Below are 17,662 nucleotides of genomic sequence, written 5' to 3'. Positions count from 1 at the left end.
TCCAGCAGGCATTATTGTACCACATTATTGCAATAAGATGCAGTATTTATATCTCGTTTTTATTTCTTATGTTTGAAAGCAACCTTAACGCGCTGCTTAAAGCCATAAGGAAGAACGTATTTAAGCTTGTCCTCAGATGGAGTCATCTTAGAGCACTCTGGATGCTCACGGTAAAGCTTGATAGCGTCGAATTCGCACTTGGTTGTACATACACCACAACCGATACACTTATTCTCATCAACTACTGAAGCACCACACTTCAAGCATCTAGCTGTCTCTACCTTGATTTGCTCCTCTGTAAATTCTACTGTCTTATCTCTGAATGAAAGCTCGCCATCAACTGTAGTCTTTGACACACCAGGAATCTGACGTGGGCTGTGATCATAATCGTCAATGCGAAGATCATCCTTATCAAGCTCGATGAAATCACGACGGTTACGTCCAATTGTAAGTGAGCTGTTTGGCTGAACAAATCTGTGAATAGAAATAGCACCCTCACGACCTGCTGCAATTGCATCAATTGCAAACTTAGGACCTGTGTACATATCACCACCTACAAAGATGTCCGGCTCATCAGTCTGGTATGTAAGAGCATCAGCCTTAGGGCCTCTGTCGATAACAACCTTTGAACCCTTAAAGAGGTCTCCGTATACGCTGCGCTGTCCCACTGAGAAAATAACATGCTTACACTCAACAGTGATTGTGTCATTCTCATCATACTCAGGAGCGAAACGTCCTGTCTCATCCTTGACACGAGTACACTTTTTAAGAACGATACCCTTAACGGCACCTGCCTCGTCTACAAGAACTTCCTTTGGACCCCAACCGCAGTTGAGCTCTACGCCCTCTGCCTCTACGATTTCGATTTCCTCTGGTGATGCTGGCATAATGTCTCTTGTCTCAAGACAGAACATAGAAACCTTTTCGTTGCCAACACGTCTAGCTGAACGGGCAACGTCGATGGCAACATTACCACCACCGATAACAACAAGGTCGCCCTTGATATCATAAGCCTCGTTCTCAGAAACCTCATGAAGGAAATCAACAGCTGTAGCTGTACCGATAGCATCATCTCCAGGAACTCCTGGCTTGTTACCACCCTGGCAACCGATTGCTACGTAGAATGCCTTGTAGCCCTGTGAACGTAACTCATCAAGTGAAATATCCTTGCCTACTTCTACGCCACACTTAATATCTACACCAAGTTCCTTGATAATATCGATTTCAGCATCGATAACATTGTTTTCAAGTACGAATGATGGAATACCATATCTAAGCATGCCACCTGGATACTTGCTCTTTTCAAAGATTGTTGGCTTGTAGCCCTTAAGTGCTAAGTAATATGCGCAAGAAAGACCTGCAGGACCTGCACCAATAATAGCAACCTTTTCTGTAAACTCACCCTTCTGAGAAGGAACAATTTTCTTTGGAATATATCTTGTCTCAGCCTTGAGATCCATCTCTGCAAGGAATCTCTTAACCTCGTCAATTGCAATAGCCTCATCTACTGTACCACGAGTACATGCTGCCTCACATCGTCTGTTACAAACACGTCCGCAAATAGCTGGAAGTGGATTATCCTGCTTAATAAGAGCAAGAGCCTCTTTGTAACGACCCTGAGCTGCCATGCGAAGATATCCCTGAATAGCAATATGTGCAGGACATGCTGTCTTACATGGGGCTGTACCTGTGTCATAGCAGTTGATTCTGTTAGTGTCACGATAATCATCATTCCACTCATCAGTAGACCATTTCTTCTCTGTAGGAAGTACCTGCTTAGGATATGTAACTTCGCTTCCGTCAGCCTTGCAAAGCTTCTGTCCAAGCTTAACAGCACCTGCTGGACAATTCTCAACACACTTACCACAGGCAACACAATCCTCAGCTGTAACATGTGCCACATAAGCAGAACGTGACATGTTTGGAGTATTGAAAAGCTGTGATGTACGAAGTGCGTAACATACATTTACATTACAGTTACAGATAGCAAAAATCTTGTTCTCGCCATCGATGTTAGTAATCTGGTGAACAAAACCGTTGTCCTCTGCCTGCTTGAAGATAGCAAGAGCCTCTTCCTTAGTGATGTACTCGCCGCCCTTATTTGTCTCAACAACATAGTCAGCCATATCACCAACAGCGATACACCAACCCTCAGGGTCATCTGCACATCCCTCGTTATATGTCTTTCTAGAAAGACGACATGAACAAGGAGATTTTGCATACTTGCCCTCGTACTTGTCCAGCCAGTAGGAAATCTTCTCAAGTCCGATTGCTTCCTGCTCCATAGAAATAGCTTCCTCAACAGGAATAACATGCATACCTATACCAGCGCCTCCTGGTGGTACCATGTGTGTAAGTCCCTCAAGTGGAAGACGACTCATTCTCTCGAAGAAACGTCCCATCTCAGGGTGCTCCTTTAAGAAGTCCTGATTCATGTTTGAAAACTCAGCTGAGCCAGGTACAAACATAGGAAGTACCCACTGCTTCTCATGAGCCTCGTTCTCATAGTTCCACTCTAAAAGACCTGTGTAGCTAGCCTGCTCTAATCTCTCATTAAGAGTCTTCTCATCAAGACCTGTAATAGCAAGAAGTTGCGAAAATGTCTTTGGCTTTCTGATGCCTCCCATAGAAAGGGCAAGCTCTGCAATCTCCTTTGTAGGTGCAAGATTAGCAACAGCCCAGTACTCAGGATCATACTTGGTAACTTTCTGCAATCCAAGCTTAATCTTAGCTCTGTCTGTAATCACCTTACCAAGCTTAAGAATCTCAGGACGAAGGTCCTCGTCCTTTAGGTCATTCACCCAATCAGGATAAAAATCTCCTAATCTGTCTGGTCCAATTCCCATACTAGTTATTTCCTCCTTTTACCGCTCATTAATATATACTTATACTCCACTCAAAAAGACTTAACTACGATAGTCGGCTACCTGGCCCCTCAACCATTGAATCCATTCATCAAATCCTTCGCCAGTCTTGGCAGAGATAAATATTACCTTTGCCTTTGGATTTAGTTCATGGATTCGCTCGACCACTCTGTCCTTTGAGAAATCTGTAAACACCTCTAGGGTGTCACATTTGTTGACAAGTATCACATCACACACCGAAAACATCAGTGGATACTTATATGGCTTGTCGTCTCCCTCTGGAACAGAGAGAATCATAACATTTGCAGTTGAACCGGTATCGAACTCTGCAGGACAAACCAAATTGCCAACATTTTCCAGGAAAACAAGTTCCAAATCACTAGTGCCAAGCTCATGTAATCCCTGACGGGTCATGTCTGCATCTAGGTGGCACATGCCTCCTGTATGTATCTGAATTGCACGGGCTCCAGCCTCTGTGACAGTAGCCGCGTCCACATCAGAATCAATATCTGCCTCCATTACACCTATTTTCATCTCGTCCTTAAGGCCCTTAATAGTACGGCATAATGTGGTAGTCTTTCCTGAGCCAGGTGAAGACATCAGATTAATAAGAAATGTGTTGTCTTCTTTTATCTCCTGTCTAAGTCGCTCAGCGTCAGCATCATTATCTTCAAAGATGCTTTGTTTAACTTCTATTATTTTGTAGTCCAACGTAAGCCCTCCAAAATCATTTATGAATTGTGGCTTAATACACATGTTAGTAAACTCTAACTCGCCACATTAGTTTCCTTCGCAAATATAATATACTCTAAATGATAAAAAATTGTCAAATATTCGCCCACCCTGAGGCAGTATAAAATCTAATACAAAGCATCTTTATGCCACAGGTGTGTATTTTCTCTGTGAAATGTTTGTGAAAAAATATTTTTTTCACATTTATTATTCATCTATTCCTTATAATCTATTACACGATAAGTTCTCATCGCAAATTAGGGGAGGCGAAGAGGCATGGAAAAAAATAAATCAATAAGGGTTTTAATCAAGAAAACCACTGCATTCGCTCTGTGTTTTGCACTATCACTGTCGCTATCAAATGTAATGATAGCACACGCAAGTGAAAAATCTATTAACCCAAGCTCTGTTTATAAAAATTTATTATCAGAGCCTGAAAGGAACGTCTACAACCAGGTCTATAATGCCTTAATCAGCTATGACGAATCTCTTTTTAGCATGATAGATCCTCTATCTGAAAAAGATTTAGAGGACACTATGAATGCGCTTTTCAACGATCACCCAGAAATATTCTGGGCTAATACCTCATACAAATACGCTGTAGATGCAAAGGGAATCGTCCATAAAATTAAATTAAGCTACGGCATCAATTCTTCGGACCTTGCTGCTGCAAAAGGTAACTTTGATAGAATCATCTCTGACCTTGTAGCTGGCGCCAGCCAATATTCCAATGATTTAGATAAGGAGCGATACATTTTCGATGCCATCTGCTCTATGAACACCTACAACGTGTCAAACTCATTGAATCAAAGTGCATATTCTGCACTTGCCACAGGCTCTTCTGTATGCGCTGGATACGCCAGAGCATTTCAGATGGTATGCCTTCAGGCTGGCATACCTTGCTACTACGTTACCGGCACCTCAAAGGGTGAAAATCACGCTTGGAATATCGTCCTAATAAATGGAGCCTACTACAATGTAGACCTTACCTGGGATGACTGCATCACAGAAGCCACAGGATTTTCATCTTACCACTATTTCAACAAAAATGACCTAGAGTTCTCATTCGATCACTCTAGGTCTCCGCTCTCGTCACAGCTGATGAGCTGTGTATAAAATTTCGCACTAAAAAAGTTCGTTACGCTCTCAAGCCTTGGATATTGCTTCGCTCAACTAACATGTTAAAGTCATGCTAAAAGTCAACTGTAAGGAAGACTTTTAGCATGTACACAAGCGAATGCTTGTGCTAAGAAGCTGCGCAACACCAAGAGCTTGATAGCTACGAACTTTTTTTATGTAAACTTTATACCGTAACGAATTTCTCACTGAACTCTTTCCGCCACGATTACCAAACGGTGGCTAGCCACATAAATTGGGGTGCATGTATACAGCGTCAGCTGTTCCTTATCGGTAGGGTCAAGAACTGATAGGTCATCAGGCTCTACTGTCTTTATTTCTGTGACAGCATAGGTATAAGTCTGGGTCGGCGTATCAACGTAAATCAAGTCATTAATCTGGACCTCGTCCAATCTGTTGAAAAACTTTCCGAAGGTATAATTCCTATGGCCTGCAATTACGCAGTTCCCCTTTTGTCCTGGAACCACAGTGGACATATCGTGTCCCAGAGAATCAGACAAGATACTCTTTTCAAGTCCCTGACGCACTGGGTTTTCAGATTCAATTGATGGAATGCGCAAAATGCAAAGCATTTCTCCCTCTGCAGGAACCTCAATATCTTCCTCTGAAAATCCCTCACCACTAGCTATATACTCTTTGAATTCTTTAATTGTTTTTTCCTTTGAAAAATATTGTCTTACATTTAGTCCAATGGAGCTAAGCAAAACGCCTAGCCCCACTGCAATCATAATAAGACCAATTAATTTCTTAATAAATCTCTTATTCATTATTTAACTCTTTTTTCTTTGCCAAAGACAAGTAATATACCAACAGCAATAAGCGCTATCGCTGCAAGATAACCTACTAATGTACCAATGAATCCACCTGTCTTAGCAAGTCTATTTCCTACTCCTGGAGCGTTATCAAGTGCCACTATATTGTTCTCTTTTATAACAAGTCCATCATCTGTAACCTCAGGGCCTGCCGCACCGCTGTATGCGCTTCCTGAGCCGTTTGTAGAGCCTCCACTGCTACTGCTGCTTCCGCCGCCTGATGAACCAGAGCCACCGCTATTTCCACCTGAATTGCTTCCAGAATCAGAAGGCTCAGTGCTAGGTCCACCATTTTCAGGGTCAGTGTTTTCATTTTCATCAGCAGGTTCTTCAACCTTAGGAGGTTCAGGTGTAAGCTTAGGCTCAAGCTTCTTTGCCAGCTCCTCCATTGAAGATTCCGTAAATACGGTAGAATCAAGTGACTTAACCTTAAGGCTATCTGCTATATTACCCTCTGAATCCTTAGTTCCAACCACTTTTACAGTAATTGGATCAACAGGGTCATATCCTTCTACCTCTTCATCGGATTTCAAAAGATATTCATCCTGATAATTAATGTCGTAAACTGCCTCGCCAGTCTCCTCGTCGTAGCTAACTGGCTCAACCTCAACTAATTTACCCTCTATTGGATCAAATCTGTAAAGAGTAAACTTCATAGCCTTGAATAAATCAGGGCTCATTCCAAACATGTCTGGTGAAATGCTAAATGTAGTAGTCTCATCTGGATTGTAGTCATCCACCATTGTAAGCTTGGCATCTTCAGCATCAACGAAGTCGCCCTCATCCTCATCATAAACCTGAAGAGCATACTCATCGGTGACTCTAAATCTGATGCTCTCTGCAACCTCAAATCCTGCTGGAGCAGAAATCTCATAGAGATAATATTCTCCGATTGGAAGAGCAAATTCCTTAGCTGATCCATCAGAAACCCAGCTCTTAATGTAATCATCTTTTGCCGCATCTACAGTATCATGCTCGCTGATTATAAGAGTCGCACCTTCAAGCTCATTACCCTGACCTGCCGATACCTTGCTCACATCAAATGAGCATGTATCAAGAGCTGCATCTGTCATCACAATAGAATCAACTGCTGCCCATGTATTGTCAGGATTTCTCTTGTATAACACATTATCTACAACCTTAAATACAATATTGTCAGCTGTATTATATCCGAATGGAGTATCCTTTTCTGTCAATGTGTATTCAACATCGTAGCTTGCATCAAAACTGTGATTGCTATCATCACTCTTCCAGCTATCTACCTTTTTGGTGCTGCCATCACTCATCTTTCTGGAAATTTCAAGATTTCCTCCATCAAGCATGTCTCCATCCTGATTAACAAGTGAAACATCAACTGTCTTACTCTTCTTTTTATCTTCGAATGTAAGATTTACTGCATTCTCAGCTCCACCCTTTGCTGCAGTGGTAAATGTCTTAACCTCTGTAGAAATCTCATATCCTTCTGGAGCCTCGATTTCCTCAATAGTATAGGTGGTATTTGGCTTAAGCTTTCCAACACTTCTGGCTACGCCGTTTGCCTTTGTGACTATTTTTGCCACAAGATTGTTATCTAAATCCTTTACCGCAAATGTGGCACCTGGTAATGCAACTGCTATATCCTCTGAATCTACTTTTGTAACAAGAAGATATGTAGGTTTTACAGTCCAACCGCCACCAAAGCTGCTATATGATAGATTAGAAACTGAATTATTTGTTCCTGTGCCTGAGTAGCCTACAAGCTGTACCTTGTTGCTGTAGTCTCCCCCTGATTTAATCTCAGTAGGAACAGCCACATAGGAAAGAACGTAAATATTTCTGTTGTCCTCCTCCTTTGGAAGGATAACCTCTAAGATAGTGCTATCCCCATCTGCTGACATCTCTACAGAATAGCCTGTCTCCTCTTCTCCTGTAGATGTAATCTCACCGGTACTTGGATCAATCTGGCCAAGATAAAGCTTAACCGATGTAGCATCAAGCTCAAGGCTTGTTCCAAGTGTATCCTTTACAATGAGGCTAGATGGAAGGGGCTGCTTATTTCCATTAAATGTAACTGTGTATGTAACTGCCTTTGAAGCAGTGTCAACTGCAGCTGATTTATCAATCACTGAGTTCTTCCAAGTATTTTTCTTGGTAACTACTACACCACCTGGATTGTCCTTGGTAGAAAGTGTAGCAGTATTTGAAACAGAAACATTGCCACCATTTACAGCAGTGAAAAAGTCTCCATCATCAACCTTTGCCGTAAATATAATAGCCTCGATTGCATTATCACTTCCCACATCAGTTATGTCTTCCAAATCGACAGTCAGTACTCCATCTGAGTAGCTGTAATGTGGCTTAGATGATGTGTCAGTAGTAAGTGTAGTAGACTGAGCGCTGCTTGTGCCATATCCATGAACCAATGTCACATCACTGCTTAGGGACATTCCAAGTGAGCCAATATCATCTGTAACTACTACATCTGACATAGCCATCTTATTTCTATCTACAGTAAGAGTATATGTAATCTCATGGGTCTCATAGTTGTAATCATTAGAAACCTTTTCAAATACTGTACTCTTATACTCACAGCTTGCATCATCCTTTATGTCCTTCTGCTGGTCTGAATCAAGCTCAACCTCGTTGTAGTATGTCTTTTTCTCATTTCCTGCCCATATACTAGCCTGAGTCTCATCTAACTCAGTAACTACTGTAAATGTAGCCTGAGCCTGCTTAAGGCTATCGCCAAAATTAATCTCAATCTCCTTGCCATTTACAGTGTATTTATCCTGTAAATCAAGAGTAGATTTAGTACCATCTTTTGCCGTAATATCAGCATTACTTATAGAGATAAACTTCTGTCCATCCTTTATATACTCTGTAACAAAAGAATTGGTAAGTCCCTGATAGTTCTTGTTAACTACAACCTTCCATGTAATCTGGTGAGTAGCAGGATTAAATGAAGTACAGCTCTTTTCAATGGCTGCCTTAGCTGTTACACCTTCACCCTTAACAGGGGTCTTATCTAGTGTAGGTCCTACAAGCCACTCCCAATCACCCACACCTGTCCTGTCATACTGATACTCTAAGAATGCATGGTTAGATGGCATCTTAGTGTGATTAGTACGAAGGAATGTGGTGTAGTCCTCTATCTGTGTCTTGTATTTGATTGTATATTTACGATTGCCAGAAATTGCATAGTCATCTGCAGATTTTCCAAATCGTACATACCATGAATATGCTTTCTTGCCCTTTTCAGATGTACCTGCAGTCTTTACCACCTCATAATCAGATGATGGTAAAGCCTCTCCAGTAGCAGTGTCTATTACCTGTACGGAATCCTGCACAAGTCCCATGGTTGTAGTGTCATCTGTCTCAATCACATCATAGACAGTCAGATACTTCATACCGTAGCCATTGGTGTTTACATTGATAGTCCAATCGGCTACACCTTCATCATCTAGCTTGCCACCTTCTTTTGTAAGCCAAGAAGATAATCCGTCTTTGCTGACAGAGTTGTCTACCTTTACCTCACCAAGAGGCTTGCCAGATGGGTTGCCTGCATCAAATATTTTTACATCGTTAGATGCATTTACACTAATTGAACTTTTATTTTGAGTAGAGCCTGCTGCAAGGAAATCCACATGAGTCTTGTAAGTAATAGTGGTAACACCACCAGCAGAATTATCTGTAAAATTATACTTAAGTGTTCTGCTTGCATCGTCATACTCTGGTGTAGCATCTACTCCCCCTACCTTGAAGCTGCCTGCCTTATATGACTGTCCCTTACCAAAGGTATCAACAAGCTGATATCCACTCTCGTAAGTGACTGGATTGTCAGCATTAGTTACCTTAACTGTCCATGTTATATCATCATTCTCATCCAAAGTACCAGCCGTCTTTTCGATAGTTGGTTCCTTAGGCTGATTCTCTGCAATGGAAATCTTTACAGTCTGGCCTGATGTACCTGGAATCTCAAATGAGAAATCCTGAAGATTATCTACCTTGTCGCCGTCCAAACCAAAGCTGAGCCTGATAAATACACCGCCAATGTCCTCAGGGTCTTTTCCCTCGTAGTCTACCTTTAACTTGATAGTTCCGTCATCACCTGCTGTTGCGGTACCGAAATTCTTTCCATCTACAACAACCGGAATGGAACCAATTTTAGACAAATCAAAATACTCACTTTTGATTGATGGAAGTGAGTAGGTATTACCATTAACAATAAATGGCTGTCCCTCAACATAGTCTTCCTCTGCATAATTAATATAAAGAGGATCCTTTAATTGATATTCAAGGGTAAATGTTGAATTCTTAGATACCTCAATATCTCCGGAAATATCCTTTCCATCAATAGTGAATTTCGCACTTTTGATAAGTGCATTCTCGTCTGACTCATCAGCTGGCGCAGCTGTAGCCATAAGGCTAGTGCCAAGCATAGTCGATAGAGCCAAATCCGAATCTAATAAATAATTATCCAAGTTGTCTAATACCAAATAATTATTTGACTCAATATTTTGTAAATCCTCTTGCCCTGAATTTGACAGACCATCCACCGCAGGATCAGTCTGTACATTCGGTTCTGCTGGCTGAACCACATCAGGATTTTGTGGATCCGCTGGATTCTCTGGATCAGCTGGATTGCCTCCATTTTCCTCTGTAGGTTCAACTACAGGTGGCTCTCCACCCTCCACTGGTTCTGCTGAATTATCAGGAACTACTTCCTGTGTTACAGCAGGGTCTGGATCATCTGCAAGAGACACAAAATTAGGAGCGAGTGTAAAAAATAACACAAACGCCCCCATAACTCCCGCCAACAACTTCTTTTTCATGTCATCATCCTTCCTTACATTAGTACCCTAGAAGTTTTCTCCCCCGTTGGCGTAACTTCCGCCTCATACTTAAAACATAGCAGATTAATAAACAATAGTAAATATTTTTAACCTAAAATATCAATATATTCGCCGGCTAGAGCCTTATTCATACTTCTCACTGCGCAGAATTTGCCACACATTGAGCATGTGTCGTCAAACTCAGGCGCTCTATCCTCTCTAATTGCCTTTGCAGTCTCAGGGTCAATAGCACAATCCCACTGCTTATCCCAGTCGAAACACTGTCTAGCATCTGCCATGGCATTGTCCTGATCAAGGGCATGTGGTATATGCTTTGCAATATCTGCAGCATGAGCAGCTATTTTGGATGCAATGATACCTTGCTTTACATCATCTACATTAGGAAGAGCAAGGTGCTCTGCTGGTGTTACATAGCATAAAAATGCTGCACCGTTTTGTGCTGCAATAGCACCACCGATTGCAGATGTAATGTGGTCATAGCCTGGTGCAATATCAGTAACAAGAGGTCCAAGTACATAAAATGGTGCTCCCATACAAATCTTCTGCTGAATCTTCATATTGGCAGCAATCTCATCCATAGGCATATGACCGGGGCCCTCTACCATTACCTGTACATCCTTTTCCCATGCTCTCTTAGTAAGCTCACCAAGTCGCACAAGCTCCTCAATCTGGCACACATCGCTAGCGTCTGCAAGACAGCCTGGACGACATGCATCACCGAGAGAAATTGTCACATCATACTCTCTACAGATATCAAGAATCTCATCATAGTACTCGTAGAATGGATTCTCCTCACCAGTCATGCTCATCCATGCAAACACAAGTGAGCCACCGCGGGATACGATATTCATCTTTCTTTTGTGTTTCTTAATCTGGTCGATTGTCTTTCTTGTAATTCCACAGTGGAGTGTCACAAAGTCAACTCCATCCTCAGCGTGAAGTCTTACCACATCAATAAAATCCTTGGCAGTAAGTGTAGCCAAATCTCTCTGATAGTGGATTACGCTGTCATAGATAGGAACTGTTCCAAGCATAGCTGGGCACTCTGCCACAAGCTTTTGTCTAAATGGCTGAGTATTGCCGTGGCTAGACAAATCCATAATAGCCTCTGCTCCCATATCTACAGCTGCCATTACCTTTTCCATTTCAATATTGTAATCCTTGCAATCTCTAGATACGCCCAGGTTTACATTAATTTTAGTGCGAAGCATGCTTCCCACACCCTCAGGATTAATACACTTGTGATTCTTGTTGGCTGGAATCGCTACCTGTCCCTTAGCAACAAGTTCTCTAATCTCCTCTGGTGTGCGGTACTCCTTAAGGGCTACCTGCTTCATCTCTGGTGTGATAATGCCTTTTCTAGCAGCATCCATCTGTGTTGTATATTCTCTCATAATAAAAATTCTCCTTTATACATATAAATAATCGTTAAAAACCGGCTGTAATCCTTCATTTGACATATCTATATACATAGTGCCAAGGCTTCTGCCATCTGAGATTTCAAACTGTTCATCTCCTGTATCGCTTTCCTGCTCGCCACTATATTTTTCCTCATGGTCTCCAATTCCTGTAGAGACACCTGCTGAGATTTTGGTAGCAGCAATTTTTGCTATACCATTTCTAAACTCTGCTGTCTCTCTAGATGAAACTGTAATTCCGCAGAATGGCAGGAAAATGCGGTAGGCACATAGCACCTGACAAAGCTGTCGTTCTCCCACATCAAGAGGATTGATTGTCTCGTTATTAATGATTGGGCGAAGTCTAGGACAAGAAAGGGACATTTCCGCATGTGGATATTTTCTCTGCAAATAGTACACGTGAAGGGCAGATGCTAGTGCATCCTTTCTAAAATCAGAAAGTCCAAGCAGTGCTGAAAAGCCAACACCTCTCATACCTCCCATAAGAGCACGCTCCTGGGAATCAAATCTGTATGGCCACACTCTCTTATTGCCCATGAGATGTAGCTTCTCGTATTTGTCAGTGTCATAGGTCTCCTGGAAGACAGTCACATAATCCACTCCACATTCATGAAGGTATTTGTAATCCTCCACATTTACAGGGTAGATTTCGATGCCTACCATCTTGAAATATTTTCTAGCTATCTTGCAGGCTTCCCCAATGTATTTCACATCAGATTTTGCAGGGCTCTCTCCTGTTAAAATCAGGATTTCCTCCATGCCACTTTCAGCTATTACCTTCATCTCATGCTCAATCTGCTCAGTATCAAGTCTCAGTCTTTTAATTTTGTTGTAGCAGTTAAAGCCGCAGTATACACAATAGTTTTCACAGTAATTAGCTATATAAAGTGGTGTAAAAAGATATACCGTATTTCCGAAGTGCTTTCCTGTCTCCTTCTGAGCACGCTCAGCCATCTGCTCAAGAAATGGCTCTGCTGCAGGAGAAAGTAGGGCCTTAAAATCCTCTATAGTACATCTCTCGCTAGTAAGTGCTCGTCTTACATCCTTTGCTGTATATTTGCTATAGTCATAGCTTTGAATCTGGGCCATTACCTTCGAGCATACGTCAGACTCAATCACATCCATCCCTGGCAAATATTTCATATGGTCTATACGACTGCTAGGGTCATTTTCCAGCTGATGTTTTCTCTTAAGTGCAGTCTCAGAAAGTAAATCTGAATCTACTAAAAAATTGTTTTCCATGACAGCCTCCTAATGTAAAAATCCTGTAAGTGGATCTGAGGCCTGTGCTCCTCTTGTTAACACACGTCCAAGACCTGCTAGATATGCTTTTCTTCCTGCCTCAATAGCCTGCTTAAATGCTGATGCCATCATAGTCAAATCACCTGCTGTAGCAAGGGCTGTATTGGCCATAATTGCAGCAGCACCCATTTCCATGGCCTCACAGGCCTGTGATGGCTTGCCGATTCCAGCATCCACAATAATAGGAAGGTCGATTTCATCGATGAGAATCTGAATAAATTCCTTTGTAGCAAGTCCCTTGTTAGAGCCTATTGGTGAGGCAAGTGGCATGATTGTGGCTGCACCCACATTCTGCAGTTCTCTTGCCACATTCAAGTCTGGATACATATATGGCATAACCACAAAGCCCTCTTTTGCAAGAATCTCTGTAGCCTTTATTGTCTCGTAATTATCTGGAAGAAGGTATTTAGAATCCTTCATAATCTCAATCTTTACAAAATCTCCACATCCAAGCTCTCTTGCAAGACGGGCAATTCTAACAGCCTCCTTGGCATCTCTAGCTCCGCTAGTATTAGGAAGCAATGTGACATTCTTTGGAATGTAATCCAAAATATTTTCCTCTTCCTTTGTATTAGTACGTCTTACTGCAAGTGTAATAATCTCAGCTCCTGCATCCTTTATAGCAGCCTCAATAAGCTTCATTGAGTACTTTCCTGAGCCGAGAATAAATCTTGAATCAAATTCTTTACCGCCAATTACCAGTTTGTCCTGTTCCATTTTTTGTCCTTTCCCTTTTACAATCAATTACTATAAAATCCAACTAGTTATGGATTCTTTTCTCCTATTAAAAGCCTTATAATCATGTGAGCCTCATGGCCTGCACAGGTCATAACTCGAGATGATACTAGTCCTATTCCATCACTTACATCGCTGACTCCATCTCCAGAAATATAAAAATGTGATGTGAGCTTTTTGGTGATAATGTCGTTGGCACTTTTAAATCCAGCCATACCTGAGGCAGATACCAAATATTTATCCTTAAAATTCGTAAATACGATATCTGCTAACATTGATTTACACTCTGGTCTGTCAAATGCCTCACAGACTATGTCTGCATCCTTTATCAAATCAAGGCTATTACTCTCATCCATTTTCACCCTATGAGTCTGTACTGTAATAAATGGATTAATCTCAAGAAGATTTTCTCTGAGGGCCTCTGTCTTTGCCATGCCTACCTGAGATATCTTGTACTGTTGCCTATGGAGATTAGTCACATCTACAAGGTCAAAATCTATAAGTATCAGCCGCCCAATTCCTACTCTAGCTAGACAGATAGCTACATTGGAACCAAGTCCTCCAAGGCCGCAAATAGCCACAGTAGCCTCATCAAATTTCCGCTGATTATCTATGCCATGGCGCTCTACTAAGGCTTGATAAAACTCATCCTTACTGACCATCATCAGCCTCCTCCCACAAAGCTAACTACCTCCACTACGTCCCCATCATTTAAAATTGTCTCCTCATAGAATTTCTTTGAAACAATCTCTTCGTTGATTTCCACAGCAATAGTTCTAAAATCATATTTCATCTCAGTCAAAACCGAAGCTAGATTCTTACCTGCCGCTGCATAATCTTTCCCGTTTATTGCTACCATCTGCATCCCCCTTTTCTCTAATTAATCCCACCATGTGATTTAGTGGCCCACTGCCCTTTCCTAAATCAAGACCGTCGGAAATTGTTGATGTTATATATTCCTTGGCATTTTTCACTGATTCTTTTAAATCAAATCCAAGAGCCAAATTGCTTGCTATGGCTGATGACAAAGTACATCCAGTACCATGGGTATTTGGATTGTCAATTTTAGTTGTCTCATACCAGCTGACCTGCCCCTTGTCAAAAAGCACATCGCAGGCATCCTCAATGGAATGCCCTCCCTTTATTAGCACACTGCAGCCGTATTCTTCTGATAAGGCCTTAGCAGCTTCTTCCATCTGATTTTTGTTTGCGATAGTCTTTCCAAGAAGTGCCTCTGCCTCTGGAATATTTGGAGTAATCACAGTGCTAATTGGAAATAATAAATTTGCCATAACAGAGGCTGTAGAATCCTTCATAAGTTTGCTACCTGATGTAGCTACCATAACTGGGTCCACTACCAGATTTCTCACCTTGTATTCCTTAAGCTTTTTTGCCACAACTTCCACCTGCTCTGCAGATGGAAGCATGCCGATTTTCACAGCATCAACAGGAATATCAGATAAACATGCATCAATTTGCTTCTCCAGAAATTCTGGTGTAGATTCCTGTATAGCAGTTACCCCAGTTGTATTTTGTGCTGTAAGTGCTGTAATAGCAGTCATTCCAAAAACACCGTGAACCGTCATAGTCTTAAGGTCCGCCTGAATACCAGCTCCACCACTGCTGTCGCTGCCAGCGATTGATAGTACCGCCTTCATTTCATCCCCTCCTTATTTGTTAAGCTCCAAAAAGCTTCTTTTTAGCTCCTCTGCCGCCTTCTTTGGCGAGTCAGCCTTCATAATTGCAGACACTGCACACACTCCGTCTATATCAATCCCCTTTAATACATGAAGATTTGTAGGATTCAATCCACCTATGGCATTTACCTTAATAGGTACTGCCTTGCAAATATCCGCAAGTGTGTCTGTTGAAGTGAGCACTGTTTTTACCTTTGTAGTTGTAGGATAGATTGCTCCTACTCCCAAATAATCAGCGCCATCTTCATAAGCGGCAACTGCCACAGGAACTTTTTTTGCTGTTGCCCCAAGTATCTTGTTTGGGCCAATTATTTTTCTAGCAAGGGCCACCGGCATATCCTCTGCCCCTACGTGGACACCCTCAGCATCTGCTGCAAGCATTACGTCCACACGGTCATCTATAATAAGTGGCACATTGTACTTTTTCGAAATCTCATGTACCGCCTGAGCCAGTTCAATGTACTCTCTTGTAGTGCGATTTTTCTCTCGCAATTGCATGAGGGTAACACCACCTTTTAGCGCCTCCTCTACCCTAAATAGAAATTCATCCTTTTCATAGTTACTGCTGTCAGTAATGAAATAAAGGGTACTGTCAAAATCCATCATTATCCTCCTTTTACATCAGGATGCCTGTACTAGCCATAATCATTACAACAAAAAAGGAGCACCCAAATTGGATGCTCCATAGTTCTCATTTCGTATTTACGAATCACATATTCCGACATGAAAAATCGGCGTCCCTACGTTGGCATTATCCAAATCAGGTTCTCGGTCGAAGGTCACACCTTCCTCTCAGCCTGTATACAAGCTCCCGTAAATATTTAATTAACAAACAAATATATTCTAGCAGAATCCCTCAGCACCTGGTAGTGGATATTTGTCTGTAAGAGTCTTAATAATTGCTCTAGCCTTCTCAACTCCTGCTTCCTGCTCCTTGATAACGATTGAGATTGCCTCTGCAACCTGATCGAAATCAGCTTCCTTGAGACCACGAGTTGTAGCAGCTGGTGTACCAAGACGGATACCAGATGTAACAAATGGTGACTTAGGATCGTTAGGAATTGTATTTTTATTAGCTGTGATATGAGCATCATCAAGAAGCTTCTCAACAACCTTGCCTGTAAGCTCAAATGGAGTCAAGTCAATAAGCATAAGGTGATTGTCTGTACCACCAGATACGATCTTGATTCCTCTGTCCTGAAGGCCCTTGCAAAGTGCCTGAGCGTTCTTAACAATCTGCTGTCCATATTCCTTGAATGAAGGATCAAGAGCCTCCTTGAAGCAGATAGCCTTGCCAGCTATAACATGCATAAGAGGACCACCCTGAATACCAGGGAATACAGCCTTGTTAAAGTTGTATTTCTCATTAGCCTCTGCTGTTGCCATAATCATACCACCACGTGGACCACGAAGTGTCTTGTGAGTAGTTGTAGTAACAATATCAGCATAAGGAACTGGGCTCTCATGTACACCTGCAGCAACAAGTCCTGCAATATGTGCCATATCAACAAAAAGCACTGCATCAACCTTATCACAGATTTCTCTAAAACGCTTGAAGTCAATCTTGCGGCAGTATGCTGAAGCACCAGCAATAATCATCTTTGGCTTGCACTCTAAAGCAATACGCTCTACCTCATCATAGTCAATAAATCCATCGTCATTTACTCCATAAGGAACGATGTTGAAGTATACTCCAGAGAAATTAGCTGGTGAACCATGAGTAAGGTGTCCGCCGTGATCAAGGTTCATTCCCATAACTGTGTCGCCTGGCTTAAGTACTGCAAACTGTACTGCCATGTTAGCCTGAGCTCCTGAGTGTGGCTGAACATTAACATACTCGCAGCCGAAAAGCTCCTTAGCTCTCTCTCTTGCAAGCTCCTCTACTACGTCAACCTCCTGGCATCCGCCATAATAACGCTTTCCTGGATAACCCTCTGCATATTTGTTAGTGAGGACTGAGCCCATAGCAGACATAACCGCTGGTGATACCCAGTTCTCAGAAGCAATAAGCTCGATGTGCTGTGACTGTCTGTTAAACTCCTTAACTATAGCCTCTGCAACTTCTGCATCAGTGTTTTTGATGTCGTTTAATGTGTACATTACTTTCCCTTTCCTAATTTCTTTCCATTATTA

The 17,662-nt window shown here is 41.9% G+C and carries 13 protein-coding genes and 1 riboswitch; of the genes, 1 reads left to right on the top strand and 12 read right to left on the bottom strand.

Annotated elements, in window-relative coordinates:
• Positions 1 to 59: 59 nt before the first annotated feature.
• Together F0Q01_RS01975 and hypB are read right to left on the bottom strand one after the other, a co-directional pair.
• The gene (locus tag F0Q01_RS01975) at positions 60 to 2,846 is read right to left on the bottom strand and encodes an FAD-dependent oxidoreductase (RefSeq protein WP_177209266.1); all 2,787 of its coding nucleotides are present in this window, start codon (positions 2,844 to 2,846) and stop codon (positions 60 to 62) included.
• A 60-nt stretch (positions 2,847 to 2,906) separates the two neighbouring features.
• Positions 2,907 to 3,575 (bottom strand): hydrogenase nickel incorporation protein HypB, encoded by a 669-nt coding sequence (gene hypB, locus F0Q01_RS01970; protein WP_090485668.1) that lies wholly within the window; start codon positions 3,573 to 3,575, stop codon positions 2,907 to 2,909.
• 519 nt (positions 3,576 to 4,094) lie between these two features.
• On the opposite strand from hypB, the gene F0Q01_RS01965 reads away from it, so the two are divergent.
• Entirely contained in the window at positions 4,095 to 4,712 is a 618-nt protein-coding gene (locus F0Q01_RS01965) for a transglutaminase domain-containing protein (protein ID WP_163927109.1), read from the top strand.
• A 206-nt stretch (positions 4,713 to 4,918) separates the two neighbouring features.
• Here F0Q01_RS01965 and F0Q01_RS01960 read toward each other — a convergent pair whose 3' ends face one another.
• The 10 genes from F0Q01_RS01960 to glyA form a co-directional block, all read right to left on the bottom strand.
• Positions 4,919 to 5,500 (bottom strand): sortase, encoded by a 582-nt coding sequence (locus F0Q01_RS01960; RefSeq protein WP_090485663.1) that lies wholly within the window; start codon positions 5,498 to 5,500, stop codon positions 4,919 to 4,921.
• Positions 5,500 to 10,356: a SpaA isopeptide-forming pilin-related protein gene (locus F0Q01_RS01955; RefSeq protein ID WP_090485659.1), complete on the bottom strand. Its 4,857-nt coding sequence runs from the start codon at positions 10,354 to 10,356 to the stop codon at positions 5,500 to 5,502. Before F0Q01_RS01955 ends, F0Q01_RS01960 begins: the two co-directional genes overlap by 1 nt.
• Before the next feature lie 107 nt (positions 10,357 to 10,463).
• Positions 10,464 to 11,771 (bottom strand): phosphomethylpyrimidine synthase ThiC, encoded by a 1,308-nt coding sequence (thiC, locus tag F0Q01_RS01950; RefSeq protein WP_090485655.1) that lies wholly within the window; start codon positions 11,769 to 11,771, stop codon positions 10,464 to 10,466.
• Positions 11,772 to 11,786: 15 nt separating this feature from the next.
• On the bottom strand, positions 11,787 to 13,037 hold the full coding sequence (gene thiH / locus F0Q01_RS01945; RefSeq protein WP_090151843.1) for a 2-iminoacetate synthase ThiH: 1,251 nt from the start codon (positions 13,035 to 13,037) through the stop codon (positions 11,787 to 11,789).
• A 9-nt stretch (positions 13,038 to 13,046) separates the two neighbouring features.
• Positions 13,047 to 13,814, bottom strand: a complete 768-nt coding sequence (locus tag F0Q01_RS01940) for a thiazole synthase (protein ID WP_090151846.1) — start codon at positions 13,812 to 13,814, stop codon at positions 13,047 to 13,049.
• A gap of 47 nt (positions 13,815 to 13,861) precedes the next feature.
• Positions 13,862 to 14,497 (bottom strand): thiamine biosynthesis protein ThiF, encoded by a 636-nt coding sequence (gene thiF, locus F0Q01_RS01935; protein ID WP_090485652.1) that lies wholly within the window; start codon positions 14,495 to 14,497, stop codon positions 13,862 to 13,864.
• Positions 14,497 to 14,691: a sulfur carrier protein ThiS gene (gene thiS, locus F0Q01_RS01930; protein WP_090151851.1), complete on the bottom strand. Its 195-nt coding sequence runs from the start codon at positions 14,689 to 14,691 to the stop codon at positions 14,497 to 14,499. The genes thiF and thiS overlap by 1 nt, the downstream gene beginning before the upstream one ends.
• Complete coding sequence (thiD, locus tag F0Q01_RS01925) at positions 14,651 to 15,490, bottom strand: bifunctional hydroxymethylpyrimidine kinase/phosphomethylpyrimidine kinase (RefSeq protein WP_090485649.1); 840 nt, start codon at positions 15,488 to 15,490, stop codon at positions 14,651 to 14,653. The genes thiS and thiD overlap by 41 nt, the downstream gene beginning before the upstream one ends.
• Positions 15,491 to 15,502: 12 nt before the next feature.
• Positions 15,503 to 16,135, bottom strand: a complete 633-nt coding sequence (gene thiE / locus F0Q01_RS01920) for a thiamine phosphate synthase (protein WP_090485646.1) — start codon at positions 16,133 to 16,135, stop codon at positions 15,503 to 15,505.
• Positions 16,136 to 16,248: 113 nt separating this feature from the next.
• Positions 16,249 to 16,352: riboswitch (TPP riboswitch) on the bottom strand.
• 20 nt (positions 16,353 to 16,372) lie between these two features.
• On the bottom strand, positions 16,373 to 17,629 hold the full coding sequence (glyA, locus tag F0Q01_RS01915; RefSeq protein WP_090151860.1) for a serine hydroxymethyltransferase: 1,257 nt from the start codon (positions 17,627 to 17,629) through the stop codon (positions 16,373 to 16,375).
• Positions 17,630 to 17,662 lie beyond the last annotated feature (33 nt).

It is taken from the genome of Pseudobutyrivibrio xylanivorans, assembly GCF_010906925.1.
GTDB lineage: Bacteria > Bacillota > Clostridia > Lachnospirales > Lachnospiraceae > Pseudobutyrivibrio.
Note: the sequence above shows the minus strand (reverse complement) of the source record. Positions and strands in the feature narration are given on the sequence as shown.

Bases quoted from the DNA above. Each gene is read 5' to 3' on its own strand.
- thiF (WP_090485652.1), bottom strand. From the start codon at position 14,497: ATGATGGTCAGTAAGGATGAGTTTTATCAAGCCTTAGTAGAGCGCCAT.
- F0Q01_RS01955 (WP_090485659.1), bottom strand. From the start codon at position 10,356: ATGAAAAAGAAGTTGTTGGCGGGAGTTATGGGGGCGTTTGTGTTATTT.
- F0Q01_RS01965 (WP_163927109.1), top strand. From the start codon at position 4,095: ATGATAGATCCTCTATCTGAAAAAGATTTAGAGGACACTATGAATGCG.
- F0Q01_RS01975 (WP_177209266.1), bottom strand. From the start codon at position 2,846: ATGGGAATTGGACCAGACAGATTAGGAGATTTTTATCCTGATTGGGTG.
- F0Q01_RS01960 (WP_090485663.1), bottom strand. From the start codon at position 5,500: ATGAATAAGAGATTTATTAAGAAATTAATTGGTCTTATTATGATTGCA.
- thiE (WP_090485646.1), bottom strand. From the start codon at position 16,135: ATGATGGATTTTGACAGTACCCTTTATTTCATTACTGACAGCAGTAAC.
- thiC (WP_090485655.1), bottom strand. From the start codon at position 11,771: ATGAGAGAATATACAACACAGATGGATGCTGCTAGAAAAGGCATTATC.
- F0Q01_RS01940 (WP_090151846.1), bottom strand. From the start codon at position 13,814: ATGGAACAGGACAAACTGGTAATTGGCGGTAAAGAATTTGATTCAAGA.
- thiS (WP_090151851.1), bottom strand. From the start codon at position 14,691: ATGGTAGCAATAAACGGGAAAGATTATGCAGCGGCAGGTAAGAATCTA.
- thiH (WP_090151843.1), bottom strand. From the start codon at position 13,037: ATGGAAAACAATTTTTTAGTAGATTCAGATTTACTTTCTGAGACTGCA.
- glyA (WP_090151860.1), bottom strand. From the start codon at position 17,629: ATGTACACATTAAACGACATCAAAAACACTGATGCAGAAGTTGCAGAG.
- thiD (WP_090485649.1), bottom strand. From the start codon at position 15,490: ATGAAGGCGGTACTATCAATCGCTGGCAGCGACAGCAGTGGTGGAGCT.